25 protein-coding genes are annotated in these 23,153 nt (G+C 67.0%); 5 read left to right on the plus strand and 20 right to left on the minus strand.

What is annotated here, in order from left to right; translation table 11 throughout:
- Positions 1 to 11 precede the first annotated feature (11 nt).
- Genes AC1RP5_RS02345 through AC1RP5_RS02360 form a run of 4 tightly spaced genes read right to left on the minus strand, consistent with a single transcriptional unit; the run spans position 12 to position 3,632 of the window.
- Positions 12 to 779, minus strand: coding sequence for a class I SAM-dependent methyltransferase (locus tag AC1RP5_RS02345; RefSeq protein ID WP_493108957.1), 768 nt, complete (start codon positions 777 to 779; stop codon positions 12 to 14).
- The gene (locus AC1RP5_RS02350; RefSeq protein ID WP_493108958.1) at positions 779 to 1,465 is read right to left on the minus strand and encodes a LutC/YkgG family protein; all 687 of its coding nucleotides are present in this window, start codon (positions 1,463 to 1,465) and stop codon (positions 779 to 781) included. Before AC1RP5_RS02350 ends, AC1RP5_RS02345 begins: the two co-directional genes overlap by 1 nt.
- Complete coding sequence (locus AC1RP5_RS02355) at positions 1,462 to 2,883, minus strand: LutB/LldF family L-lactate oxidation iron-sulfur protein (RefSeq protein ID WP_493108959.1); 1,422 nt, start codon at positions 2,881 to 2,883, stop codon at positions 1,462 to 1,464. The genes AC1RP5_RS02350 and AC1RP5_RS02355 overlap by 4 nt, the downstream gene beginning before the upstream one ends.
- Positions 2,883 to 3,632: a (Fe-S)-binding protein gene (locus AC1RP5_RS02360; protein WP_493108960.1), complete on the minus strand. Its 750-nt coding sequence runs from the start codon at positions 3,630 to 3,632 to the stop codon at positions 2,883 to 2,885. Before AC1RP5_RS02360 ends, AC1RP5_RS02355 begins: the two co-directional genes overlap by 1 nt.
- Before the next feature lie 131 nt (positions 3,633 to 3,763).
- On the opposite strand from AC1RP5_RS02360, the gene AC1RP5_RS02365 reads away from it, so the two are divergent.
- Entirely contained in the window at positions 3,764 to 4,540 is a 777-nt protein-coding gene (locus AC1RP5_RS02365; RefSeq protein ID WP_493108961.1) for a DUF6675 family protein, read from the plus strand.
- A gap of 24 nt (positions 4,541 to 4,564) precedes the next feature.
- Here AC1RP5_RS02365 and mltA read toward each other — a convergent pair whose 3' ends face one another.
- The 5 genes from mltA to AC1RP5_RS02390 form a co-directional block, all read right to left on the minus strand.
- A complete protein-coding gene (gene mltA / locus AC1RP5_RS02370) occupies positions 4,565 to 5,668 on the minus strand; it encodes a murein transglycosylase A (protein WP_493108962.1) in 1,104 nt (367 codons plus the stop codon).
- A 17-nt stretch (positions 5,669 to 5,685) separates the two neighbouring features.
- Entirely contained in the window at positions 5,686 to 6,414 is a 729-nt protein-coding gene (locus AC1RP5_RS02375; protein ID WP_493108963.1) for a Tim44/TimA family putative adaptor protein, read from the minus strand.
- Between the two features lie 127 nt (positions 6,415 to 6,541).
- Positions 6,542 to 7,894 carry an adenylate/guanylate cyclase domain-containing protein gene (locus tag AC1RP5_RS02380; RefSeq protein ID WP_493108964.1) on the minus strand — a complete coding sequence of 451 codons (1,353 nt, stop codon included), beginning with the start codon at positions 7,892 to 7,894 and terminating at the stop codon, positions 6,542 to 6,544.
- Positions 7,894 to 8,730 carry a class I SAM-dependent methyltransferase gene (locus AC1RP5_RS02385; RefSeq protein ID WP_493108965.1) on the minus strand — a complete coding sequence of 279 codons (837 nt, stop codon included), beginning with the start codon at positions 8,728 to 8,730 and terminating at the stop codon, positions 7,894 to 7,896. Before AC1RP5_RS02385 ends, AC1RP5_RS02380 begins: the two co-directional genes overlap by 1 nt.
- A gap of 10 nt (positions 8,731 to 8,740) precedes the next feature.
- Positions 8,741 to 9,589 (minus strand): MBL fold metallo-hydrolase, encoded by an 849-nt coding sequence (locus tag AC1RP5_RS02390; protein WP_493108966.1) that lies wholly within the window; start codon positions 9,587 to 9,589, stop codon positions 8,741 to 8,743.
- Between the two features lie 198 nt (positions 9,590 to 9,787).
- Between AC1RP5_RS02390 and hspQ the strand changes: the two genes are divergently transcribed.
- A complete protein-coding gene (gene hspQ, locus AC1RP5_RS02395) occupies positions 9,788 to 10,159 on the plus strand; it encodes a heat shock protein HspQ (protein WP_493108967.1) in 372 nt (123 codons plus the stop codon).
- 12 nt (positions 10,160 to 10,171) lie between these two features.
- On the opposite strand, the gene AC1RP5_RS02400 is transcribed toward hspQ, so the two are convergent.
- From AC1RP5_RS02400 to AC1RP5_RS02425, 6 genes are read right to left on the minus strand one after another with little or no spacing between them, the layout of a single operon-like run.
- Positions 10,172 to 10,834, minus strand: coding sequence for a cysteine hydrolase family protein (locus AC1RP5_RS02400; protein WP_493108968.1), 663 nt, complete (start codon positions 10,832 to 10,834; stop codon positions 10,172 to 10,174).
- A 13-nt stretch (positions 10,835 to 10,847) separates the two neighbouring features.
- Positions 10,848 to 12,305, minus strand: coding sequence for an ABC transporter ATP-binding protein (locus AC1RP5_RS02405; RefSeq protein ID WP_493113276.1), 1,458 nt, complete (start codon positions 12,303 to 12,305; stop codon positions 10,848 to 10,850).
- A 47-nt stretch (positions 12,306 to 12,352) separates the two neighbouring features.
- Positions 12,353 to 13,036, minus strand: a complete 684-nt coding sequence (gene biuH / locus AC1RP5_RS02410; RefSeq protein WP_493108969.1) for a biuret amidohydrolase — start codon at positions 13,034 to 13,036, stop codon at positions 12,353 to 12,355.
- 8 nt (positions 13,037 to 13,044) lie between these two features.
- Positions 13,045 to 13,971 (minus strand): ABC transporter permease, encoded by a 927-nt coding sequence (locus tag AC1RP5_RS02415; RefSeq protein ID WP_493108970.1) that lies wholly within the window; start codon positions 13,969 to 13,971, stop codon positions 13,045 to 13,047.
- Positions 13,972 to 15,039, minus strand: coding sequence for an ABC transporter permease (locus AC1RP5_RS02420; RefSeq protein WP_493108971.1), 1,068 nt, complete (start codon positions 15,037 to 15,039; stop codon positions 13,972 to 13,974).
- Between the two features lie 27 nt (positions 15,040 to 15,066).
- Positions 15,067 to 16,179 carry a BMP family ABC transporter substrate-binding protein gene (locus AC1RP5_RS02425; RefSeq protein ID WP_493108972.1) on the minus strand — a complete coding sequence of 371 codons (1,113 nt, stop codon included), beginning with the start codon at positions 16,177 to 16,179 and terminating at the stop codon, positions 15,067 to 15,069.
- Positions 16,180 to 16,440: 261 nt separating this feature from the next.
- Between AC1RP5_RS02425 and AC1RP5_RS02430 the strand changes: the two genes are divergently transcribed.
- Positions 16,441 to 17,097: a GntR family transcriptional regulator gene (locus tag AC1RP5_RS02430; RefSeq protein WP_493108973.1), complete on the plus strand. Its 657-nt coding sequence runs from the start codon at positions 16,441 to 16,443 to the stop codon at positions 17,095 to 17,097.
- A 9-nt stretch (positions 17,098 to 17,106) separates the two neighbouring features.
- Here AC1RP5_RS02430 and AC1RP5_RS02435 read toward each other — a convergent pair whose 3' ends face one another.
- Genes AC1RP5_RS02435 through rph form a run of 4 tightly spaced genes read right to left on the minus strand, consistent with a single transcriptional unit; the run spans position 17,107 to position 20,457 of the window.
- A complete protein-coding gene (locus AC1RP5_RS02435; RefSeq protein ID WP_493108974.1) occupies positions 17,107 to 17,976 on the minus strand; it encodes a transporter substrate-binding domain-containing protein in 870 nt (289 codons plus the stop codon).
- A complete protein-coding gene (gene hemW, locus AC1RP5_RS02440; RefSeq protein ID WP_493108975.1) occupies positions 17,973 to 19,127 on the minus strand; it encodes a radical SAM family heme chaperone HemW in 1,155 nt (384 codons plus the stop codon). Before hemW ends, AC1RP5_RS02435 begins: the two co-directional genes overlap by 4 nt.
- Positions 19,124 to 19,738: an RdgB/HAM1 family non-canonical purine NTP pyrophosphatase gene (gene rdgB, locus AC1RP5_RS02445; protein WP_493108976.1), complete on the minus strand. Its 615-nt coding sequence runs from the start codon at positions 19,736 to 19,738 to the stop codon at positions 19,124 to 19,126. The genes hemW and rdgB overlap by 4 nt, the downstream gene beginning before the upstream one ends.
- Positions 19,738 to 20,457 carry a ribonuclease PH gene (gene rph / locus AC1RP5_RS02450; protein WP_493108977.1) on the minus strand — a complete coding sequence of 240 codons (720 nt, stop codon included), beginning with the start codon at positions 20,455 to 20,457 and terminating at the stop codon, positions 19,738 to 19,740. The genes rdgB and rph overlap by 1 nt, the downstream gene beginning before the upstream one ends.
- 210 nt (positions 20,458 to 20,667) lie before the next feature.
- Between rph and hrcA the strand changes: the two genes are divergently transcribed.
- The gene (gene hrcA, locus AC1RP5_RS02455) at positions 20,668 to 21,702 is read left to right on the plus strand and encodes a heat-inducible transcriptional repressor HrcA (protein WP_493108978.1); all 1,035 of its coding nucleotides are present in this window, start codon (positions 20,668 to 20,670) and stop codon (positions 21,700 to 21,702) included.
- 18 nt (positions 21,703 to 21,720) lie between these two features.
- Here the strand turns inward: hrcA and AC1RP5_RS02460 are convergent, their stop codons facing one another.
- Positions 21,721 to 22,332, minus strand: coding sequence for a L,D-transpeptidase family protein (locus tag AC1RP5_RS02460; RefSeq protein ID WP_493108979.1), 612 nt, complete (start codon positions 22,330 to 22,332; stop codon positions 21,721 to 21,723).
- A 52-nt stretch (positions 22,333 to 22,384) separates the two neighbouring features.
- Here AC1RP5_RS02460 and AC1RP5_RS02465 point away from each other — a divergent pair, with 52 nt between their 5' ends.
- Positions 22,385 to 23,086: a fumarylacetoacetate hydrolase family protein gene (locus AC1RP5_RS02465; protein ID WP_493108980.1), complete on the plus strand. Its 702-nt coding sequence runs from the start codon at positions 22,385 to 22,387 to the stop codon at positions 23,084 to 23,086.
- Positions 23,087 to 23,153: the final 67 nt, after the last annotated feature.

Genomic DNA, 23,153 nt, shown 5'->3' on the forward strand with positions numbered 1-23,153 from the left:
AACGGCCGACCTCACTTCGAGGTGCGGCGGCCCACGAGATTGACGAACAGGCTGGGAAGATAGGTCCGGGAGACCGGCAGCCGCTCGGTCGCCTGGCGGGCCAGCACGGCGCGATTGTCCTCATGATCGAGGACGAGCTGGAACAGGCCCTGTTCGACGGCGCCGGCGCGGGAATCGAGCTCGGGCTTGCCATCGCGCTCGATGCGATAGGCGACGTCGAGGCCGACATCGCCGCCGCAATAGAATGACGAGGCGATCTCGATCTGCCCGAACAGCAGCATCAATCCGCGCGCCGAGAAGCGCCAATAGTCGTCGGGTGTGGCGTGAAAAGCCTGCGACCAGGCCGCCGCAACATAGGCAAAGCCACCGGGCCTCAGCGCCCGCTCGATGTTGCGCGCTGCTCGCGCCGGGTGGCGCGTGTGTTCCAGCACGTGGCAACAGATCGCGAGGTCGAACGGCTCCTCGCCCAGCTTGTCGCGCAGCGTTCGCGGGCCGCTGCAGATGTCCGCGACGCAATCGACATTGCTCCCCTCGGCGAGATCGAGCCCGACGAAACGCGCTTTGGTTCCGAAGCGCTTGGCGACGAGGCTGCGCCAGTTGCGGACATTGCGGTCGGAGACGAGGGTGCGGGATCCCACTTGCAGGATGCGGGGCGGGCGCTTGCCGACCGACTGGGCCACCCGGTCGAACAACAGCTCGATTTCACGCGTAACGCTCGTGCCGACGACGCGGAGCTCACCTGGGCGCAGTTCGCCTTTGGTGGCTTCGCCGGCGGGCATCAGTCTCGCACCACCAGGATGTGCATGCGCCGCGGGCCATGTGCGCCCAGTTCCATCGCCTGCTCGATGTCGCCCGTGCGCGACGGGCCGGTGATGGTGTTGACGGTGCGCGGCATCAGGTTCTTGCCGTAGCGCGCCCGCAGCCGGCCCCACACATCCTCATAGCCACCGACGATGTCGGCCTCGCGCAGGACCACGACATGCGTGTCGGGCAGGAGGTTGAGCGACACCGGATGGTCGGGCCCGGAGGCCATCACCACGGTGCCGGTCTCCGCGATGCCGGCAAAGGCGCCGGTGATCGAGACCTGGTCGCTGCCTTCGCCACGACCGCGGCGGATCGACAGCATCTTCTGGCTCGACCAATCATAGCCTTCGAGCAAAGGCGAGGGGGCCATCGCGACGTTCGCCGGCAGGTTGTTGCGCGCGAGATAGGCTGTCACTTCGCCCGGCACATCCGCTGTGCCGACACGTGCGACGGTGGCGTTGAGGGTCTCGGCCCACTGGCAGAACAGCGCGACTTTCTCCGACTGAGGGAGCTGCGCTCGCGCCACCGAAGGACCACGCGGCGGCGAGGCGAGGCGTGCATCGACTGCGCTGCGCGCGTCGCCCGTGAGCTCACCGCGACGCAGCGAGCGGCGGATGCCACCCAGGATCTGGGCCCGGGCATTGTTCGCGGCGTCGCTCATGGCTTCCTCCGCGCGGCCCAGCGCACATGGAAGGTGCCGCCCGGCTGCGGCGCGGGGAAATCGCGGAAGCGCGTCCATCCGCCGGCCAATGGCAATGCGCTGTAGCGCCCATCAGCGCGGCCGAACAGCGCCAGCACGCGATTGACCATGCCGGTCAGCCGGCGATAGAGCGCGGGCCGCCGCGCGAAGAAGCTCCACATTGCGAGCCCCTGACGTACCGCCTTCGGCGTCAGATGCTTCTCGAACTCGCGCTCGCGCCAATGACGCATCAGCTTCGGCAGCGGGATACGCACCGGGCACACGCTCTCGCAACGGCCACAGAAGGTCGAGGCATTCGGCAGGTTGCTCGCTTCCTCGACGCCGACGAGTTGTGGCGTCAGCACCGCGCCCATCGGGCCGGGATAGACCCAGCCATAGGCATGGCCGCCGACGGCACCGTAGACCGGACAATGGTTCATGCAGGCACCGCAGCGGATGCAGCGCAGGATCTCCTGCATCTCGGTGCCGAGCACGGAGGAGCGGCCATTATCGAGCAACACGACGTGATACTGCTCGGGTCCGTCGAGATCCTCGCGCTTCTTCGGCCCGGTGTTGAGCGTTGTGTAAGCCGACGACTCCTGACCCGTTGCCGAGCGCGCCAGCACGCGCAGCAGCACCGCGGCATCCTCGAGAGTGGGGATCACCTTCTCGATGCTGGCCAGCACGATGTGCATCTTGGGCAGCGTGTTGGAGAGGTCGGCATTGCCTTCGTTGGTCACCAGCATCGACGAGCCGGTCTCGGCCACCAGGAAGTTGGCGCCGGTCAGGCCGACATCGGCATCGAGAAACTTCTGGCGCAGGACGTAGCGCGCTTCCGCGACGAGATCGTTACGCTCGGTCAGGCGCTTGTTGAAGCCGAGCTTGGCGTGATGTTCGAGGAACGTGTCGGCGACCTGGTCCTTGGTGAGATGGACGGCCGGCGCGATGATGTGGCTGGGCGGCTCGTTGCGCAGCTGGATGATGTATTCGCCGAGATCGGTCTCGATCGGCGCGATGCCCTGGGCTTCGAGATGCTCGTTGAGCGCGATCTCCTCCGCCACCATCGACTTCGACTTGGCGACGGTGCGGGCGTTCACGCTCTTGCACAGATCGGCGATGATGCGTCGCGCATCGGCGGCGGTCGGCGCCCAGTGCACCTTGCCGCCGAGCCCGATCACCTTGCGCTCGAACTCCTCGAGATAGAAATCGAGATGCGCCAGCGTGTGGTTCTTGATGTCGCGCGCACGATCGCGCAGCGCCTCGAATTCCGGCAACCGTTCCGCCGCCTGGCGACGACGTTCGGAGAAGCCGACCTTCAGCATGGCCAGCGAATCCTGAAGGTTGGGATCGGCTAGCGCGTGGTCGACATTCGCCTTGAAGGCATGGGCAGTCGATTCCATCAGCCGCGCTCCGGCTCGCCGATCGCGGGCAGGTCACCCATCCCGGCCAGCACCTCGGCGACATGGCGCACCCGCACCGGGCTTCCTTCACGCTGCAGCTTGCCGGCCATGTTCATGAGGCAACCGAGATCGCCGGCCAGCAGCGTGTCCGCACCGGTCGACGCGATGTCGGCCGACTTCTCGCCCACCATGGCATTCGAAATCTCCGGATACTTGACGCAGAAGGTGCCGCCGAAGCCGCAGCAGACTTCCGGTGTCTTCATCTCGTGGATCTTGAGGCCCTGCACCGATCCCAGCAGCCCGCGCGGCTGTTGCTTGACGCCGAGCTCGCGCAGGCCCGAGCAGGAATCGTGATAGGTGACCGCGCCGTCGTAACGCGCGGCCACTTTGTTCACGCCTAGCACGTCGACGAGGAACGACATCAACTCGAAGCTGCGACCGGCGAGGCTCTCCGCGCGCGCCTTCAGCTTGGGATCATCGTCGAACAGGCCGGGATAATGATGCGACAGCATCCCGCCGCACGAACCCGACGGCGCCACGACGGCGTCATAGCCTTCGAAGGCGTTGATGACCTGCAGCGCGATGGCCCGCGTCGTGGCGCGATCGCCGGAATTATAGGCCGGCTGGCCGCAGCAGACCTGGAGCGGCGGCACATCGACGGTGCAGCCCGCGTCTTCGAGCAGCTTCACCGCAGCGAAGCCGACGGACGGCCGGAACAGGTCGACGAGACAGGTGACGAAAAGCGCCACGCGGCGCGGACGGACGGAAGGGATGGCTGGCGAGCTGGACACTCAGCGACCATGGCAGCGGCGAATTTGGCGTGCAAGATGGGCGTGCAAGACCGCGAGCAACCTTTGCACCGGCCGTGCCGTTGCCGGCGATGCTCCGTCGCACCCTTCTCCGCTCGGCTCTGGTTGGCCCGGTGCTGATCCCGGCTCTCGGTCACGCTGCGGCGCCTCCCCTTGTGCCGCCCTGCGGAGGCCCACCATCGCCCGCCTATCCGGCTCTCGGACAGGCTCCCGTCGCGCAGATCTGGACGGAAGCCGATCTGAAAAGCCTTGGTTGGCAGCCCCCGGGGTGTTTGCCTTGGGCGCCGGTCCGGACGCGCCTCGTCGCCGCCCTGGCCGGGCAATTCCAGTCTTCCGCATCCACCGACCAGATGGCGGCCCGTCTGACCCAGATGTCGGCGCTGCCCGCCATCCGCTACTGGTCGACCAGCGACAAGGCGTGGAAACCGCTGGCCTCGCAGGCCGGCATGCTGGCGAGCGCCGAGGGAGCTGCGGCGCCGGATCCCGGGCCGGCGGAGCTGCAGCCCGGCCGTATTTTCTACTATTTCGAGGTTGGGCGTGCCGGTCGCACGGTCTATCGGCTGTCGGTGCTGGAACGCACGGCCGACCGGCTTGTCATCGCCACCGAGAACGTGACGGCGATGCGCATAGCCATCGTGACCGCCTTCGAGCCCGGCGCCCTGCAGTCGGCGATCTTCCTCGACCGCCGGGGCGCGGGCAGCTGGGCCTACTATCAGGTGATGCGCGCCACCGAGGGCGCCAGCTCCGTGGCCATGGGCAAGGATGCGTCCTATCTCAACCGGCTGGCGGCGTTCTACCGGCATACCGCCGGCATCCCGACCGACCAGGAACCGCCGCTCGCACGCTGAGGGGCGTAGAGCGCCGGCCGGCGATCAGCTCTTGTTGGGCACCAGAACGATGGCGCGGCCGTCGCTGTTCATGCGGCCGGCCCATTCGGCGGCCTGTGCGCCGCCGCCATAGAACACGTCGCCGCGCGCCGGACCCTTGATGGCCGCGCCCGTGTCCTGTGCGATCATCAGGCGGCGATAGCCCTCGGTGGCGCCCGGCTTGCGATAGACGGGCCGGCGCGTGTCGATCCAGACCGGCGTGCCATAGGGTGTGAGCGTCGGGTCGACCGCCATGCTGCGCTGGGCCGTGAGGGCGACGCCCTCCGCGCCGATCGGCGCCGAGGTCTTGGTATCCTTGAAGAAGATGTAACGCTCGTTCTTGCGCATCACGTCACGCGCCTGCTGCGGATTGCGCTTCAGCCAGTCGCGGATCGCGGGCCAGGTCGCATCTTCCTTCTTCATCACGCCCATCTCGACCAGCACGGCGCCGATCGCGGTGTAGGGGCGATTGTTCGAGCCGTCGAAACCCAGGGTCATGGTGCCGCCCTCGGCGAGCTGCACGCGACCGCTGCCCTGGACCTGGACCTCGAACAGACCCACCGGATCCTGGACGTAGGCGATCTCGAGTCCCTTGCCCTTAAGGGCGCCGGCTTCGATCTCGGCGCGCGTGAAGTACGGCTGGTCGGTGAGGTCGGGCGGCTTGCGGTAGACCGGCACGGTGAAGAGCCTCGAGGGCACCTTGCTGCCCCGCAGCTCCGGCTCGAAATAGCCGGTGAACTTGCCCTGGACCTGGACGACCAGCGGCCGGAAATTCGTCTCGAAGAACGTACGCGAAGCGCGGGCGTCGCCGGCTTTCACCGCGGCGGCGGCTTCGCAGATGCGGCCCCATTCGCCCGGCGTGATGGTCTTTTCGCCGCCATCGGTCGCGATCTTGACGTCAGGGCCGGCGGTCAGCTTCGGGCAGGAACGGCGGAAGGCGGCAAGCGCTTCGGCGTGACGATCCTCGGCCCAACCCGGAATCTCGTTGTAGGAGGTCGGCGACATCGAAACGCGTTGCTGCGGTTCGGAACTGGTGCTGCCGGCACAGGCGGAGAGAAGGCCGGCGGCGGCCAGCAAGGCCGCGCCACCGGCGAGGATGCTCCAACGCATTCTCGGAAACGCCTCCCTCAGCCTTCGCTTTCGGTCTTCACGAGCTGCCAGTTGGGATCGCCCGACGTGGTGTCACGACGGAACGTCCAGAGGTCCACGACCTTCTGCACTTCATTGGGATTGCCGTCGACGATCTGGCTGTCCGCATTGCGCACGACGTTGATCTGCTCGCTGACGAACCGCACCGTGACGGCGGCGTTCGTGCCCTGCATCTCCGCGCCCGCGATGTCGGACGCCTCGAAGCCGATCAGCGTCGTCTCGGCCTTCTCGTTACGCTCGATGCGGCCACGGATCGCGGCCTCGAAGCTCGAATAGGTGGCGCTGTCGAGCAGCGGCTTCAGCGTCGAGGTGTCGCCGCGTGCGAACGCTTCGACGATGGCGGTGAAGGCCGCGCGGGCGCCGCCGGTGAAGCCGATCGGTTCGAAGCTGGGGTCAGCGGCGCGGATCGCAGCCACACCCGCCGTCGCAGTCGGCATCACGGTGGCGCGAATGCCGCCGGGACCGCTGGTCGGCGAGGACTGGTGGCGCGGCGCCGGCGCATTGGCGGTCGGCAGCGGCACGACATTGTCGTTGCCTTGCGACGCATCGCCGACACGCGGCGTGGCCGGCGGCGGCGCGGGCGGCGTGAAGGGATCACGCGCCGGAGGCGGCTCGCTGCCCGTGCGTTTACCAAGGACGGACCGCAGTCGCAGGATCAAGAAGACCGCGACCAACCCGATCAGGATGATGTCGTAGTTATTGCCCACGATGACGCTCCGCCGGCTCGCTATTCAACGCGTTCGACTGTCTCAAATTACATAGGCCCCGAATAGGGAAAGGGCAAGGCAACGACCTGCCTGCTTCGCGGGCAGCGTCACGTCGCAGGCAGCCACTTCAGGGAGCCAGGACCACAATATCGACCGATTCCGCGACGCCCGCGACCTGCCGGCCGGGCCGGCGCTCGTGCTTCGCGGACGGGCGATAACCCTGGCGCTCGGCGAGGGCGTAGGTGGCCGCGTCGGTGAGGGCGCGGGTTCGCTCCTCCTTGTTGTGTTTCTCTAGCTTGGCCGCAAAATTCACAGCGTCGCCGATCACTGTGAATTCGAGGCGTTCGCCATCGCCCACCGCACCGAAGACGACGCGGCCCGACGCGGCGGCCAGCCCGATCTCGAGCGGCAGCAGCCCAGCAGCCCGGCGTTCGGTGGCCCAGTCGGCGGCGGCGCCGATCACGGCATCTGCGGCCCGCAGCGCATCCGCGGCGGCCGTAGGCGAGGGCTGTACCGCGCCGAACGAGGCCAGGATGCCGTCGCCTAAAAACTTGTCGATGCTGCCGCCGGCGGCCGCGATCAGCGGGCAGACCCGGCGTTGGTAGTCCTGAAGGACTTTCATCACTTCGGCGGGCGCCAGTTCGGTCGACAGACGCGTGAAACCGCGCAGGTCGACGGTCAGGATGGCGACGTCGCGCAATTCGCCCTCGCCGGCCTTGATCGACATCTCCGCCCCGCGAATGCGGGCCGCCACGCCGGGATCGAAGAAGCGCGAGAGATCCTGGGCCGCCGCGCCTTCGCTCACCGCCTGCACCAGCAAGTGGCGGGCGCGCGAGATGGCGAGCGCCAGGACGAGCGTGGTGAGCAGGATGGCGATGATCTTGTCGACCTCGGCGTGGATCAGCAACGCGTTGGAGGTCATGTACTCCACGAAGTCGTCGGTCGGATTGGCCGGGCCGCCACGTCCGCCGATGGCGTAGAGGATCAGGCCGATCCAGCCGGCGATCGCCGTCAGGCCGGTGAAGACGACGAACCGTGCCTCGAAGCGCAGGGCCCTAAGCGCGATGAACAGGAACACATAGAGAAGCGTCGGCACCTTCAGATAGAAGACGGCCGGCTGCGCGTACTTGTAATGGAACGAGTAGATCAGCCCCATCAGCAGGAAGATGTCGGCGACTACCGACAGGTAGAGCATCCACGGCCGCAGCAGGCGAGCATAGGCGAGGCCCAGCCGCACCAGGCAGAAGGCGCCGTAGATCAGCAGCACCTCGAATTCGAAGGAATAGTCTTCCTGCACCACGCCGCCCGGCATGGAGCTGGTCTCGTAGACCGTGCCGACCAGCACGGTGATGACGAGCTGCACCCAGCCGATCAGGATTTCGCTCTGTTCCTGCTGACGCTCGATCGCTTCACGCACCCGGTCGGGAAGCTGGGACATGCCGCCGCCGCCAAACAACCAGGCGCGAAGGCGGCCGAGCATCAGCGCTTTTCCAGCCAGAGGCTGGCGGGCATCGCATCCGGCGGCCGCGGCAGGCGGGCGATCACCGAGGCGGCCAGCCGGTCGGCCATGCGCCGCTCCGCCCAGACGCTGGAGAAGAGCGGCTTGAAGGCGCCGCTGGTCAGCAGCGGCACCACGCCCTGCTGTTCGTTGTAAGCGCGCCAGCCCCAGATCGCGGGATAGTCGAAGGGCAGGAAAATGTCGTGGATATGGACCAGGGCGCCCGATGGCAGGGTCGGCAGCACGCGGTTGAGCAGGATGTCGACGTCGCTGCCCGGCATCAGGATGTGGCTGGAATCGATGAACAGGATGTCGTCCTGCATCAGCCCGTCGAAGACCTTGGCGGGTGCGGCCTGCAGGGTCGAGGACTTCACGCGGACGCCCGGCAGATCGGCGATGTCGGCGCGCGGCGCGGGATCGATCGCGAGGATTTCGCCAACGCCCCCCACAGCCTTGGACAGCAGGCGCGTCGAATGGCCGGAACCGACCTCGATGATGTGACGCGGCTTGCGCTCGCGGACCAGCGCATAGGCGACGGCGGCGTCGAGCGAGGGGAACCACGACTGCTCGAACAGCGCCTTGCAGCCTTCGAGCACCTCGGCGCGGGCATCGACGGCGTCGAGCACGGCAGAGAACTGCTCGGTGTGCTCCTCGAACAGGCGTTCGATCGCGGGATAGGGCGGCTGCGCGCCGGGCGGCGGCAGCAGGGGCGCATAGCGGTGCGGGATGAACCAGCCGCGCGGCTTCAAGCCGAGCACGGTGGGCAACCCCAGGGCGAACCGCCTCCAGCGGCCGCGCAGGCTGGACCTGGCACTCATCGAAACATGCTCACGGCGTTAGAGTCAGGCCTTCGTGGGCGACGAGGACACGTGGCAGGCCGCTTGCCGCAAGGCCCGGCCGCAGCAGGGCGGCTTCGCGCGCCACGCCGTCCATGAAGGCGTCGTCATGGCTGGGATCGTGATGGAAGATAGCCAGCGTGCCGACACCGGCCGCTTCGGCGATGCGCGCGCCTTCCTGCCAGGTCGAGTGGCCCCAGCCGCGATAGCGCGGGTATTCCTGGTCGGTGTAGCTCGAATCGTAGATCATCACGTCAGCGCCGCGGCAGAGATCCACGATCGTGGCGTCGAGCTGGCCTTCGCGATGTTCGGTGTCGGTGATGTAGCAGATCGACTTGCCGAGATGGTCGATGCGGTAGCCGGTGGCGCCATTGGGATGGTTGAGCGGCGCCGTGCGCACGGCGACCGCACCGCACGACAACGCGTCGCCGGCCCGGAACTCCTTGAACTCGACCCGCGCCTGGAAGACGTCGAGCGACACCGGGTAGAGCGGCGCCTGCATCAGATGGCCGACGACTTTCTTCAACGTGTAAGGCACCTCGAGATGGCCGGCCCACATGCGCACCGTGCTGCGCTTGTCGAACAGCGGCGCGAAGAAGGTGAGGCCGGAGATGTGATCGAGATGCGTATGGGTGAAGTAGATGTCGATGTCGAGAGGGGCCTGGCGCGCCAGCTCTACGCCCAGCGTGCGAATACCCGTGCCCGCATCGAAGATCAGCCGGCGTCCGCCGGCGCTGACTTCCAGGCACGACGTATTGCCGCCATAGCGTGCGTATTCTGCGCCCGGGCACGAGATCGATCCCCGCACGCCCCAGAATCGGACTTTCAGACCCTCGACCAACGCATCCTTCCCGGCAACCGTGGCGCCAGAGTCCACAGGCAGGTGCGTCCCGTCAACCGACGCGCGAAGCCCTCCGCCTTGGCCACATTCTTGCGTAGCGATCTGGGCGGCTGTTTTTCACGTATTCTTGCAGTCGGCGGTCGAATCCGGCGTCCCGACTGCGTTGCCTACCGGCCTGTTCGGAGCAATACTTTGCCTATGGACCCTATCAATCAGGCTTCTACTCCGGCGCTCGCCGCGCCGCCCCTGCGTTGCGCCAAGTTCGCCATCGGCCAGGTGGTGAAGCACCGCGTCTACCCTTTTCGCGGCGTGATCTTCGACGTCGACCCGGTGTTCGCGAACACCGAGGAATGGCTGTCGTCGATCCCCGAAGAGGTGCGGCCGCGCCGCGACCAGCCCTTCTACCATCTGCTCGCGGAGAACGCGCAGACCACCTACGTGGCCTATGTGTCGGAGCAGAACCTGCTGGCGGATGACACGGGCAAGCCGGTGTCGCACCCGCAGGTGCCGCAGTTCTTCAAGGAACTGAAGAGCGGTCACTACGTCTCGCGCGAGCGCGCGCTCCACTAGGAGCCCGCTTCGTCAGCGCAGCGCTGCCGCCACCTGATCGACGGTGGCGGTCCAGCCGACGATTGCGCCCTGGGCGCGGATCATGTCGATCGCCGCCTTCTTGAATTCCGGGAAATAGCTTTCGGTCGCGTCCTCGGCCAGCAGGCATTCGAAGCCGCGGTCGTTGGCTTCGCGCATGGTCGTCTGTACGCAGACCTCGGTGGTGACGCCGGCAAACACGAGATGCGTGATCTTCTTCTCTGCCAGGATCTCGCCGAGGGGCGTCGCGTAGAAGGCACCCTTGCCCGGCTTGTCGAGCACGATCTCGCCGGGCTTGGCCGCCAGCTCCGGCACGATGTCGGCACCCGGTTCGCCGGCGATCAGGATGCGGCCCATCGTTCCCGGATCGCCGATCCGCATCGACGGCTTGCCGCGCAGCCGCTTGGCCGGCGGACAATCCGACAGGTCGGGCCTGTGGCACTCGCGCGTGTGGATGATCGGCAGTCCGGCCGCGCGGAAGGTTTCGATCAGCCGTCCGACCGTCGGCACGATCGCCGACAGCAGACTCACATCGTTGCCCAAGGTCGCGCCGAAGCCACCGGGCTCGATGAAGTCGCGCTGCATGTCGATGACGATCAACGCCAGATGCGCGGGATCGAAGGTGAAGTCGAACGGTTGGGCGGTGATGGTCTTCATCGGTGGCCTGCTCTCAATGACCCGCCATCGCGCGGCCGATGGCGCCGACGTCGGCGGAAGCGGCGTCCGTTTGCAGCGCCAGCTTGCCGTCGAACATGACGACGATGCGATCCGACAATTGCAGGATTTCGTCGAGGTCCTCGCTTACCAGCAGCACGGCGGCGCCGCGGTTGCGGGCCTGCACGATGCGGGCGCGGATTTCGGCGACGGCAGCGAAGTCGAGGCCGAAACAGGGATTGGCCACGATCAGCAGATCGCCCTCGCTCGACAGTTCGCGGGCCAGCACGGCGCGCTGTACGTTGCCGCCGGACAGACCGCGAATGGCGGCATCGGGCCCGGGCGTCTTCACCTTGTAAGCCTCGATCAGCTTGCGCGCCGTGTCGCGCATCGGGCCACGCTTGAGCCAGATGCCGGTCGACGAGGAAGGCGGTTGGTCGAACGAACGCAGCGCGATGTTCTCCGCCACCGACATGTCGGCCACACAGGCGTTGCGCAGCGGCTCCTCGGGCAGGCAGGCGATCTTGTGGCGGATCATCTCGGGCCGAGTGGCCGTGTAGACCTCGCCATGCACCAGCATCTTGCCGGCCTCGGCGTCGCGCTGGCCGGCCAGTGTCTCGACGAGTTCGCGCTGGCCGTTGCCCGACACGCCCGCAACGCCGACGATCTCGCCGGCGCGAATGTCGAGCGCCAGATCCTCGACCGCGAGCTGGCCGACATTGTCGGCAACGCTCAACCCTTCGAGCCTGAGGACGGCCTTGCCCGGCGCGCGCGCCTCGCGCTCGACCACGACGCGGGTCTCGCGGCGGCCCACCATCATCTCGGCCATCATGTCGTTGTCGAGCTCGCTCGTCGGCTTCGTGCCGATGAGCTGGCCACGGCGAAGCACCGTGACGGCATCGCAATAGGTGTTCACCTCACGGAACTTGTGCGTGATGGTGACGATGGTGATCTGCCCGGCGGTCGTCAGCTTCTTCAGCGTCGTCAGCACCTCGTCGGCCTCGTCCGGCGTCAGCACCGAGGTCGGCTCGTCGAGGATCAGCAGGTTACGCTTGAGGTAGAGCTGGCGGAGGATCTCGCCCTTCTGCTTCTGGCCGGCCGCGAGGTCGGCGACGGTCACGTCAATCGGCACCGTGAACGGCGTCGTCTCGAAGAAGGCTTTTAGCGCGCGCCGCTCCGACGCCCAGTCGATCACGGCCGGCAGATTGCCACGCGACAGCACGAAATTCTCCAGTACCGTCATGTTCGGCACGAGCGTGAAGTGCTGGTAGACCATGCCGAGGCCGAGATCGTGGGCCTGGCGGGGATGAGTGATCGTCACCTCGCGCTCGTTCAGCAGGATTTGGCCCTCGTCGGCGGCGTAGTAGCCCATGGCGCACTTCACCAGGGTGCTCTTGCCCGCGCCGTTCTCGCCCAGCAGCGCATGGAAGGCGCCGGCCTTGATCTTCACGGAGACGTCGTCGAGCGCGGCCATCGCGCCGAAGCGCTTGGTGAAGCCGATCAGCTCGAGGGACGGCGCGGTCACGCCAGCGCCTTCAGGATCGCGGCCGAGTTGGCGACGGCGCCGAACACGCCACCCTGCATCTCGACCATCTTCAGCGCGGCGCTGTGATTGCCCGGATCGGTGGCGCCGGTGCAATCCTCCAGGATCAGGCATTCGAAGCCGCGATCGTTGGCCTCGCGCATCGTGGTGTGGACGCAGACGTCGGTCGTGATTCCGGTCAGCACCAGATTGTCGATGCCGCGCGTGCGCAGCATCAGTTCGAGGTCGGTCGCGCAGAACGAGCCCTTGCCCGGCTTGTCGATGATCGGCTCGCCGGCAATCGGCGCGAGATCGGGAATGATCTCCCAGCCCGGCTCGCCGCGCACCAGGATGCGGCCGCACGGACCGGGATCGCCGATGCCGGCGCCGATCTGCTGCGAACGCCAGCGCTTGTTGGGTGGCAGGTCGGAGAGATCGGGACGATGGCCCTCGCGCGTGTGGATCACGGTCCAGCCGGCCTTTCGCGCGGCGGCGAGCAGCTTCTTGATCGGCTCGATCGGCGCGCGCGTCAGCGACAGGTCGTAGCCCATCTTGTCGACATAGCCGCCGACGCCGCAGAAATCGGTCTGCATGTCGATGATGACCAGCGCGGTGTTGTCGGGACGCAGCGCGCCGTTCCACGGCCAGGCATAAGGGCGGGAGTCGATGTGGGTCTTGCTCATGACGGCTCCTACTTGACGGCGCCCAGCTCGCCCGGTGCGCCGCGCAGGCTTCGTGCCGGCGAGCAGGTGGCGATCATCAGGGCAAGGGTGAGGACGTAGGGCGCGGCGCTGAACAGGTAGTAGCCCTGGGTCACGCCGACCGATTGAAGCGCCGGGCTGATCGCACCGGCCGCGCCAAACAGTAGCGAGGCCCACAGGCAGCGGATCGGATCCCAGCGCGCGAAGATCACGAGCGCCACGGCCATCAAGCCCTGACCGCTGGAAAGTCCTTCGTTCCAGCTTCCCGGATAGTAGAGCGACAGGAAGGCGCCGCCGATGCCGGCGAAGGCGCCGCCGACGGCCGTCGCCACCAGCCGCACCCGGGCGACCGAGGCGCCGATGGCGAGTGCTGCGTCGACGCTCTCGCCGGCCAGCCGCACGATCAGGCCCCAGCGCGTGTTTTTAAGCGCCCAGGCCAGCGCGAAGGCCAGGATGATACCGACGATGAAGAGCGGATTGACCTGCAGTGCCTGCTGCACCTGCGGGATGCTGCTCCACGCGCCGAGGTCGAGGGCGCCGAGGTTGGGCGCCTTGGGCTGGATGAAGGGTTTGCCGAGGAAGAAAGCGAGGCCGGTGCCGAACAGCATCAGGCCGATGCCGGTGGCGATGTCGTTGACCTTGGGCAGCTGGCAGAGCCCGGCATGCAGTGCGCCCAGCAGCAGGCCGACGAAGGCCGCCACCAGGACGCCGAGCCAGGGCGAACCGCTCAGCAGCGCGGTGCCGTAGGCGCTCATCGCACCCATCATCAGGGTGCCTTCGAGGCCGAGATTGATGCGGCCGCTGCGCTCGGTCAGGCATTCGCCGAGGCTCACGAAGATGAACGGTGTGCTGACACGGATGGCGCCGGCCAGCATGGCCAGCGGCACGCCCCAGAGACCGAGATCGCTGCCGCCCATTCAGCGTCCCTCCACCGGCTTGAAGCGCCACAGCCAGCTCCACGACCGGCCGTACAGCGTTTCGCTCGCCAGGATGCAAACGAAGATAATGCCCTGCAGCACGACCACCGCGGCGTCGGGCAGGTCGAGCCGGCGCTGCAGCAGGCCGCCGCTGGCGCCGATGCCGCCCAGCAGGATGGCGACCGGGATGATCGCCAGCGGATGATGGCGTGCGAGGAAGGAGACGAGGATGCCGGTGAAGCCGTAGCCGACGGCCAGCGAGGCATTGGCCTTGCCGTGCACCGCCGCGACCTCGACCATGCCCGCGAGGCCGGCCGCCGCGCCGCCGGCGGCACAGGCGATCAGCACGTAGCGACCGACATTGAGGCCCATCATGCGCGCGGTCTTCGGGTTGCCGCCGATCACCTGCATGGCGAAGCCGAAGGTGGTGAAGCGCTGCACGACGTAGCAAAGCAGGCAGGCCACGATGCCGAAGGCGAGGCCCCAATGCACATCGCTGCCGGCGATCGTGCCCAGCATGTTGGCGTCGCCGATCGGCGGGGTCGACGGTTTGTTGAGGCTCGTCGGGTCGCGCAGCGGGCCCTCGACGAAATGGTTCATCAGGGCGATGGCGATATAGGTCAGCAGCAGGCTGGAGATCGTCTCGTTGACGCCGCGATACTGGCGTAGCCCGCCGGCCAGCGCGATCCACACGCCTCCCACGATCATCGCCGCCGCCGCCATGGTGAGGTGCACGACCAGCGGTCCGGAGCCCGAAACGGCGACGCCCGCCGCCGCGGCCGCCACGCCGCCCAAGACAAGCGCGCCCTCGTTGCCGATGATGATCAGTCCGAGCCGCGCCGGCAGGGCCGTGCACAGCGCCGTCAGGATCAGCGGCGCCGCGCGCGTCAGCGTGTTCTGGAAGGAGAACCAGCTGCCGAACGCTCCCTGGTACATGAGCACATAGGCCTCGAACGGATCGACGCCCGCATAGAAGATCAGCAGCAGGCCGAAGATCACCGCCGACGCCAGCAGGGCCAGCGCCGAGACGGCGATGCGTTCGAGGGCGGTGCTGATGCCCGTACTCACACTGGGCTCCCGGTCCGCGTTGCGCGCTTAGGACGTCGCGCCTAAAACGCCTTCGACCAGGTAGTTCATGCCCTCGAGCTTGGGCTCGGTCTGGGTGTAGGCCGTGCCGCCGTCGATGACGGTGTTGCCCTTGTTGTCCTTCAGCGGGCCCTTGAAGATCGCGAAGCTGCCGTCGACGATTCCCTTCCGGGCTTCCTCGACCTTGGCCTTGGCCGCGTCAGACACGGCGGGTCCGAAGGGCGAATTCTTGACGTAGCCTGCCTTGAGGCCGCCGCGCACGAAATTGCCGGGTACGCCGCCCTTCTTCATCGTCTCGACGAAGTCGACATAGATCTTGTCCCACTGCCACTCGGCGCCGGTGAGATAGCCCTTGGGCGCGAGTTTCGCCTGGTTGGTGTGATAGCCGCAGGTGTAGATGCCGGCGCGCTCGGCGGTCTCGATCACGACCTTCGGGCTGTCGACATGGCAGGTCACGACATCGACGCCCTGCGCGATCATGGAGTTGGTGGCCTCGGCTTCCTTGACGGGCATCGACCAGTCGCCGGTGAAGATCGCCTGGCAGGTGACCTTCGGATTCACCGAGCGCGCGCCCATGGTGAAGGCGTTGATGTTGCGAAGCACTTGGGGGATCGGCTTGGCGGCCACGAAGCCGATCTTGCCGCTCTTGGTGGTCGAGCCAGCGACGATGCCGCTGAGATACTGCGCCTCGTCGATGTAGCCGAAGTAGCTGCCGGTGTTCATCGGGTTCTTGGCCTGGTTCCACAGGCCGCCGCAGTGGCGGAACTGGATCTTCGGGTACTTGGCGGCCATGCGCAGCATGTGCGGGTCGAAGTAGCCGAACGAGGTCGGGAACAGCAGCGTGGCGCCGTCCATGTTGATCATGCTCTCCATCGATTTCTCGACGGCGACCGTCTCGGGCACCTTCTCTTCCTCGACGACCTTCACGCCGGCCATCTTCTTCAGGACGGCCGCGCCCTCGGCATGGGCCTGGTTGTAGCCGTAGTCGTCGCGCGGGCCGACATAGATGAAGCCCACCACCAGCGGCTTCTGCGCCTGCGCGCCGCCCGCCAGACCCAGCACCGCCGCGCCCGCCGCACCGCCGAGGAGTGTCCGTCGGCCGATATTGAACTTGTCGATCATTGAACGTCCCCCTTGATCGCGTGTCCGGCCGTCGCGGCCCGCAAGAGGAACAGCAAGCAATGTGCCACCCTTCAAAAGAGGGGTAATTCGAGGGAATCTGCGGAAAAAACGCGCAAAAAGTGCGTCTTTCCTGATTCAGAGCGAGCGCGGCGCCGCGCGGATGAGCATGAAGACTGTATACAATTTCAGCCTATTGCATTCTTTTAGGGCACACACAGGCCATCTGTGCACTTTGGCATCCATATTGTATGCAATCGGGGAATGCATCCCGATAACCCCACTTTGGCGGACAAGATCGCTGCGGCGATCGCCGACGGCATCCTCAACGGCGCGCTGCCGCCCGGCGAGCGACTGGACGAGGTCGGGCTTGCCGAACAGCACGGTGTGTCGCGCACCCCGGTCCGCGAGGCCCTGCGCCAGCTTGCGATGAGCGGCCTGATCGACATGCGCCCGCGCAAGGGCGCGATCGTCTCGAAGGCGACGCCCGAGGAAATCGAGAGCCTGTTCGTCGCGATGGCCGAGATGGAAGCGACCTGCGCCCGCCTGGCCGCGATGAGCATGACGCCGATCGAGCGGCGCCGGCTGCAGGCGCGGCATGAATCCATGGTGGCGCTGGCAGCGGCCGGCGAGACCGAAGCCTATTCCGACGCCAACGTCGCCTTCCATTCGGCGATCTATGCCGGTGCACACAATGCGCCGCTGGCCGAGTACGCGATGAGCCTGCGCCGCCGCGTCGGTCCGTTCCGCCGCGCCCAGTTCCGGATGGACGGTCGCCTGCTGCGCTCCAACCAGGAACATGACGCAGTGGTGCGCGCGATCCTCTCCGGCGACGCCGCCGGCGCGCACGCCGCGATGATCCATCACGTCAGCCTGGTCGAGGACGCGTTCGAGGCTTTCGCGGCGATCAACGCGGCGTAACCATCGCCGCTAGTTCAGCGCGAACGGGAAATACTTCTCGTTGATCTTCTTGTAGGTGCCGTCGGTCACCATTTCGCCGAACGCCTTGTTCAGCGCTTCACGCAGCTTGGCGTCTTCCTTGCGCAGGCCCGCGGCGACGCCGACGCCCAGCGTCTGCGTGTCCTTGATATCCTGCCCGACCAGCTCGCAGCATTTGCCTTCCGGCTTCTGGCTCCACAGCCAGAGCTGCGCCTTGTCGCCGAACACCGCATCGACCTCGTCGTTGGCCAGCCCCTGCAGCGCGGCGGCGATCGTGTCGTAGCGCTTGAGCTGCGCGGAGCGGCGGAAGCTCTTGTCGGCCCAGTCGGCGTGCGTGGAATCGCGCTGGATGCCGATGCGCTTGTTGCGCAGCAACGACGGTGGCCCGTCATAAGGTGCGCCCTTGGGCGCGATGAAGGCGCCGGGCGACAGGTAGTAACGGCGCGACAGGCCCATGCGCTGGCGCCGCTCGCGCGTCACTTCCATCGACGACATGATGATGTCGAACTTCTTGTCGATCAGGCCGGGGATCAGCTCGTCCCATTTCAGGGCGACGAACTCGCACTCCGCCTTGATGCGCTGGCAGGCTTCCTGCGCCAGCTCCATCTCGAAGCCGGCCGGGAGGCCCTTGCGATCGAGATAGTTGAAGGGCGGGAAGGCCGCCTCGGTGGCGATGGTGATCTTGAAGGCCGCCGGCGTGAACGGCGATTTCGGTCCGGGCTTGGCGGCCGGCGCCGCGGCAGGCTTCGCGGCCGGTGCGGCGGGTTTGGCCGGTGGCTTCGGCGGTGGTTGCGTCTGCTGCTGCGCCGAGGCGGCGCCCGTTATCGCGACCAGAGCCAGGAGAGCGACCAGAAGCCTCATGCGATCAGCCGCTCCAGCAACGCGTTGAGCCGCTGTCGGCCTTCCGGCGTGGCGCGCAGATGCGTGGCGTCGACTTCGAGGAAGCCGGCGCGAACCAGCGGTGCGAGCCGCGCTTCGTCGATTGCCTCGACCGGGTCGGCGCCGGTGACGGACGCAAAGGTGGCGCGGTCGATGCCGTCGGCCAGCCTCAGTCCCATCATCAACGCCTCCTCCACCAGATCCTGTCCTTCGACGGTCGACGTTTCCGTCGTGCCGTGGCCCGTCCGTTCGACGGCTTCCAGCCAGGCTTCCGGTCCGCTCGACCGACGGGTCGCCCGTTTGGCGGTCCCTTCGGCGAAGCGTCCATGGGCGCCCGGCCCGATGCCGACGTAATCCTGATACCGCCAATAGATCAAATTATGGCGGCAGGCAGCCCCCGGCCGCGCATGGTTGGAAATCTCGTAGGCCGGCATGCCTGCCCGGTCGAGCCGCGCCTGGGTTTGCTCGAACATGGCGGCGGAGGCTTCCTCGTCCGGCAGCACGAAGTTGCCGCGCGCGTGCTCGGTGAAGAAGCGCGTCCCGCGCTCGATGGTGAGCTGGTAGAGCGACAGGTGTTCGCCGGCCAGCGCCAGCGCACGTTCCAGCTCCTCGGCCCAGGCCTCCGGCGTCTGGCCAGGCCGGGCATAGATCAGGTCGAAGGAATGGCGTGAGAAGTGGCGGCGCGCGGTGGCGAGCGCGTCGAGCGCCTCGTCGCGCGAATGCTCGCGGCCGAGAAATTTCAGCGACGCCGCGTCAAGCGCCTGGACGCCCAGCGACACCCGGTTGACGCCGGCTTGAGCAAGCGCGGCGAAGCGGCTGGCCTCGACCGAGGTCGGGTTGGCTTCGAGCGTGATCTCGATCTCGGGCGCGCTGTCCCAAAGCTCTTTGGTGCGGGCGATCAGCGCGGCGACGGTCTCGGGTTCCATCAGCGACGGCGTGCCGCCCCCGAAGAACATCGTCTCGACCCGCCGGTCCGGTGCCTCGCGCGCGCCATGCTCCAGTTCGCGCAGCAGCGCCGCCCGCCAGCGCGCCTGTTCGACGCCCTCGCGAACATGGCTGTTGAAATCGCAGTAAGGGCACTTCGACTTGCAGAAGGGCCAATGGACATAAACGCCCAGTGGCGCCGCGCTCATCCGAAGCAGGCCTCGACCATCATCCGGAAGGCGCGACCGCGATGGCTGATGGCGTTCTTCTCCGCGTCCGACATCTCCGCCGTCGTGCGCGTATCGCCGACCGGTTGGAAGCAGGGATCGTAGCCGTGGCCACCGGTGCCGCGCGGCGGCCAGACGATGGCGCCGTCAAGTGTGCCGTGGAACAGCTCGACATGCTCGTCGGGCCAGGCCAGCGCCAGCACGCAATGGAAGGTCGCAACCCGCGCTGCATCGGTCTTCACGACGTGGCGCGCCGCCAGCTCGTCCTGGATGCGGCGCATGCCGACCATTGCGTCGCGCGCCGGCCCTTCCCAGTCGGCGGTGTAGACGCCGGGCTGATGATCGAGGGCGTGTACGCTGAGGCCGGAATCGTCGGCCAGCGAAGGAAGACCGCTTCCCCGCACGGCTGCCAGCGCCTTCAGCGTGGCATTGTCCTCGAAGGTGGTGCCGGTCTCGTCGGGCGACGGCAGGCCAAGCTCGCCCGCCGAGACGATCTCGACGCCGAACGGCGCCAGCATGGTGCGGATCTCGCCCGCCTTGCCGCGATTGTGGGTCGCCACAACGAGCTTTGGCAGAACGAAGCGCCGCGCCATCAGTTCTTCCCGATCGCCTGCTTCTGCAGGACCACCAGTTCGCCGATGCCCTTCTTGGCGAGAGCGAGCAGCTCGAGGAACTGCGCCTCGCTGAACGGATCCTTCTCGGCCGTGCCCTGCACCTCGACGATGCCGCCCGCACCGGTCAGCACGAAATTGGCATCGGCCTCGGCCTTGGAATCCTCGGGGTAATCGAGGTCGAGAACGGCGGTGCCTTCCCACAGGCCGCACGACACCGCGGCGACCGTGCCGGTCAGCGGGTTCGCGGCCAGCTTGCCGTCCTTGATCAGGCGCTCGAAGGCGAAGTGCAGCGCCACCCACGAGCCGGTGATGCTGGCGGTGCGGGTGCCGCCGTCGGCCTGCAGCACGTCGCAGTCGATGTTGATCTGGCGTTCGCCCATGGCCTGCAGGTTCACGACGGCGCGCAGAGAGCGGCCGATCAGGCGCTGGATCTCCTGGGTGCGGCCCGATTGCTTTCCGCGCGCGGCCTCACGGTCCGTGCGGGTATGGGTCGAGCGCGGCAGCATGCCGTATTCGGCCGTCACCCAGCCCTTGCCGCTGTTGCGCATCCACGGCGGCACCTTCTCGTCGATCGAGGCGGTGCAAAGGACATGCGTGTCGCCGAATTTGACCAGGCACGACCCCTCGGCGTGACGGGAAAAGCCGGGTTCTAGGGAAACCGGGCGAAGCTGGTCGGGGGCGCGGCCTGATGGGCGCATGGGTTTCTCCTGAGGGGTGGGCGGCCGGTGTGTACCCCCCGGCAGACGGCGAATCCAGCCGCCATCCGGTGGTTTGCCGCCGATTGGCGCGCCGGCTTCATTGACCCTGCTGCCCGCACTACCTACATTTTTTCCATGGCGATCCACCGCATCGGCATTCCCGGGGGCGCCCTTGCCGATTCCCCGACCGGACAACGCCAGGCTGCCTCCGTGGCGGAACTGAACGAACGTGCACGCGAAGTGCTGCGCCACGTCGTGGAAGGTTATGTCGAGACGGGCGAGCCGGTGGGCTCCCGGGCGCTGACTCGCAAGCTCACCGAGACCCTGTCGCCGGCCACCATTCGAAACATCATGGCCGATCTTCAAGACGCGGGCCTTCTCTACGCACCACACACCTCGGCCGGCCGCCTGCCGACCGACGCTGGGCTAAAACTGTTCGTGAACGGCCTGCTCGAGGTCGGCAACGTCTCCGAAGAGGAGCGCGAATCGATCGAGGCGCGCTGCGCCACGTCGGGCCGCAGCGTCACCGAGGCGCTGGAGCAGGCAACCGCAATGCTGTCGGGCTTGTCGCGTTGCGCCGGCCTGGTGATGGCGCCCAAGACGGAACAGCCACTGAAGCACATCGAATTCGTCAATCTCGGCCCCGGCCGCGCGCTGGTCGTCACGGTCACGCATTCGGGCCATGTCGAGAACCGCGTGATCGACACGCCGCTCGGCATGCCGCCGTCGGCGCTGACCGAGGCCAGCAACTATCTCAATGCGCGGCTGAGCGGGCGCACCTTCGACGAAGCACGCCGGCTGATCCTCGAAGACATCAAGCTGAAGCGCGCGGAGCTGAACGACCTCACGGCGCGGGTGATCGAATCGGGTCTTGCGACGTGGTCCGGTGAACCGAATGGCGCCGGCTCGCTGATCGTGCGTGGCCAGGCGCGCCTGCTTGAAGACATCACGGCGATCGAGGATCTGGAACGCGTGCGCATCCTGTTCGATGCGCTGGAGCGCGGTGAGAGCTTCGTGCGCCTGCTCGAACTCGCCAACACCGCGTCGGGCGTGCAGATCTTCATCGGCGCCGACAATCCGCTGTTCGCCAACACCGGCTGCTCGATGGTGGTGGCGCCATTCCGCGATTCGCAGGAGCGCATCCTGGGTGCCATCGGCGTGATCGGTCCGACCCGCCTCAACTACGCGCGCATCATCCCGCTGGTCGACTACACCGCGCGCACGATTGGGCGGATGGTCGGATAAGCGAACCCCATCGGGCACCTACCAGTCCTTCTCGTCGAAGTCCTCGAACTGCTTGATGCGCTCGTCTTCCTCCGAACGCGGCACCGCCTCTTCATTGGCGGCATGTGAGAGGATTCGCAGCCGGGTTTCGCGGCTCAGCAGCGGCAGAAGCTCCAGAAGATCGTTGCGCGCAAAGGCGACGCAGCCCTGGGTGCCGGCGTAATCGTCGCGCGCGACGTGGAGGAAGATGGCGCTGCCCCATTCGCCTTCCGGCGGATCATCGTTGTAGCCGACCACGACGACGAGATCGTAGAGCCCGTCCTCGCGCCACATCTTCTCGTGGCTCCACTCGTTGGGGATGCTGACCAGCCGGTTGTAGGTGGGCGAGCGCGGGTCGTCGCACCAGCCGTCATGCTCGTTGATCGGCCGGGCTGGCAGATTGACCTTGGGCAGGACCAGCCGGTCGTTGCGGAAATAGATGCGGCGCAACGGGAATTCGCCGACCGGCGTGGCGGAATCGCCCTCGACCTTGTCTTCGCGGATCCCGCCTGCACCCACGGTGCAGCGCCAGCGCCGCTCGCCCAGGGCGGCCCAGCCCAGCGAGGTTTCGGCCGTATCGGCCTGCACGATCAGGACATTTTCGTCGGTCATTGCCCAGCACTCCGGTGACCTTCATAAAGGCACGCTCTTGAGGGAGAAAGCGATGGCTTATGTCGTAACGCCGCCGGCCACCGTCGGCGTGCCGGTCCACGGAACCGGCGATCTGTTTCCCGTCCGCCGCATCTTCTGCGTCGGCCGCAATTACGCCGCCCATGCCCGCGAGATGGGACACGATCCCGACCGCGAGCCGCCGTTCTTCTTTACCAAGCCGGCCGACGCGATCGTCATCTGCGCCGACCCGAAGAACCCGACCAAGGTTGCCTATCCGCCGGCCACCAAAAATCTGCACCATGAGATGGAGCTGGTCGTGGCGATGAAGTCGGGCGGTGCGAACATCCCCGTCGAGAAGGCGCTGGAGCATGTCTACGGCTACGGTGTCGGTCTCGACATGACGCGCCGCGATCTCCAGAACCAGGCCAAGGACATGGGCCGCCCGTGGGACATGGGCAAGGGCTTCGACCAGTCCGCGCCTATCGGCGAGATCTATCCGGCCGCCAAGATCGGCCACCCCGCCAAGGGCACGATCCAGCTCGATGTGAACGGCAAGACCCGCCAGAAGTCGGACCTCAACGCGCTGATCTGGAGCGTGCCGGAGACGATTTCCTACCTGTCGGGCCTGGTCGAACTCGCTGCCGGCGACCTGATCTACACCGGCACGCCCGACGGCGTGGCTGCGGTGGTGAAGGGCGACACGCTGTCGGGCTTCGTCGACGGCTGCGGCACCGTCACCTGCGTGCTGGTTTAATTCATCCGGACCGCGGGCCCGCTCATGACTGCGGGTTCGCGCGGGGTAACCCCCGCGCTGAGGAGAC

This window comes from Reyranella sp. GW821-FHT12G01, assembly GCF_058806575.1.

What these genes read in the sequence shown, in the direction of transcription:
- AC1RP5_RS02345 (WP_493108957.1), bottom strand. Translation starts at nt 779, where the DNA reads ATGCCCGCCGGCGAAGCCACCAAAGGCGAACTGCGCCCAGGTGAGCTC.
- AC1RP5_RS02350 (WP_493108958.1), bottom strand. Translation starts at nt 1,465, where the DNA reads ATGAGCGACGCCGCGAACAATGCCCGGGCCCAGATCCTGGGTGGCATC.
- AC1RP5_RS02355 (WP_493108959.1), bottom strand. Translation starts at nt 2,883, where the DNA reads ATGGAATCGACTGCCCATGCCTTCAAGGCGAATGTCGACCACGCGCTA.
- AC1RP5_RS02365 (WP_493108961.1), top strand. Translation starts at nt 3,764, where the DNA reads ATGCTCCGTCGCACCCTTCTCCGCTCGGCTCTGGTTGGCCCGGTGCTG.
- mltA (WP_493108962.1), bottom strand. Translation starts at nt 5,668, where the DNA reads ATGCGTTGGAGCATCCTCGCCGGTGGCGCGGCCTTGCTGGCCGCCGCC.
- AC1RP5_RS02380 (WP_493108964.1), bottom strand. Translation starts at nt 7,894, where the DNA reads ATGCTCGGCCGCCTTCGCGCCTGGTTGTTTGGCGGCGGCGGCATGTCC.
- AC1RP5_RS02385 (WP_493108965.1), bottom strand. Translation starts at nt 8,730, where the DNA reads ATGAGTGCCAGGTCCAGCCTGCGCGGCCGCTGGAGGCGGTTCGCCCTG.
- hspQ (WP_493108967.1), top strand. Translation starts at nt 9,788, where the DNA reads ATGGACCCTATCAATCAGGCTTCTACTCCGGCGCTCGCCGCGCCGCCC.
- AC1RP5_RS02400 (WP_493108968.1), bottom strand. Translation starts at nt 10,834, where the DNA reads ATGAAGACCATCACCGCCCAACCGTTCGACTTCACCTTCGATCCCGCG.
- AC1RP5_RS02405 (WP_493113276.1), bottom strand. Translation starts at nt 12,305, where the DNA reads ATGGCCGCGCTCGACGACGTCTCCGTGAAGATCAAGGCCGGCGCCTTC.
- biuH (WP_493108969.1), bottom strand. Translation starts at nt 13,036, where the DNA reads ATGAGCAAGACCCACATCGACTCCCGCCCTTATGCCTGGCCGTGGAAC.
- AC1RP5_RS02415 (WP_493108970.1), bottom strand. Translation starts at nt 13,971, where the DNA reads ATGGGCGGCAGCGATCTCGGTCTCTGGGGCGTGCCGCTGGCCATGCTG.
- AC1RP5_RS02425 (WP_493108972.1), bottom strand. Translation starts at nt 16,179, where the DNA reads ATGATCGACAAGTTCAATATCGGCCGACGGACACTCCTCGGCGGTGCG.
- AC1RP5_RS02430 (WP_493108973.1), top strand. Translation starts at nt 16,441, where the DNA reads ATGCATCCCGATAACCCCACTTTGGCGGACAAGATCGCTGCGGCGATC.
- AC1RP5_RS02435 (WP_493108974.1), bottom strand. Translation starts at nt 17,976, where the DNA reads ATGAGGCTTCTGGTCGCTCTCCTGGCTCTGGTCGCGATAACGGGCGCC.
- hemW (WP_493108975.1), bottom strand. Translation starts at nt 19,127, where the DNA reads ATGAGCGCGGCGCCACTGGGCGTTTATGTCCATTGGCCCTTCTGCAAG.
- rdgB (WP_493108976.1), bottom strand. Translation starts at nt 19,738, where the DNA reads ATGGCGCGGCGCTTCGTTCTGCCAAAGCTCGTTGTGGCGACCCACAAT.
- rph (WP_493108977.1), bottom strand. Translation starts at nt 20,457, where the DNA reads ATGCGCCCATCAGGCCGCGCCCCCGACCAGCTTCGCCCGGTTTCCCTA.
- AC1RP5_RS02460 (WP_493108979.1), bottom strand. Translation starts at nt 22,332, where the DNA reads ATGACCGACGAAAATGTCCTGATCGTGCAGGCCGATACGGCCGAAACC.
- AC1RP5_RS02465 (WP_493108980.1), top strand. Translation starts at nt 22,385, where the DNA reads ATGGCTTATGTCGTAACGCCGCCGGCCACCGTCGGCGTGCCGGTCCAC.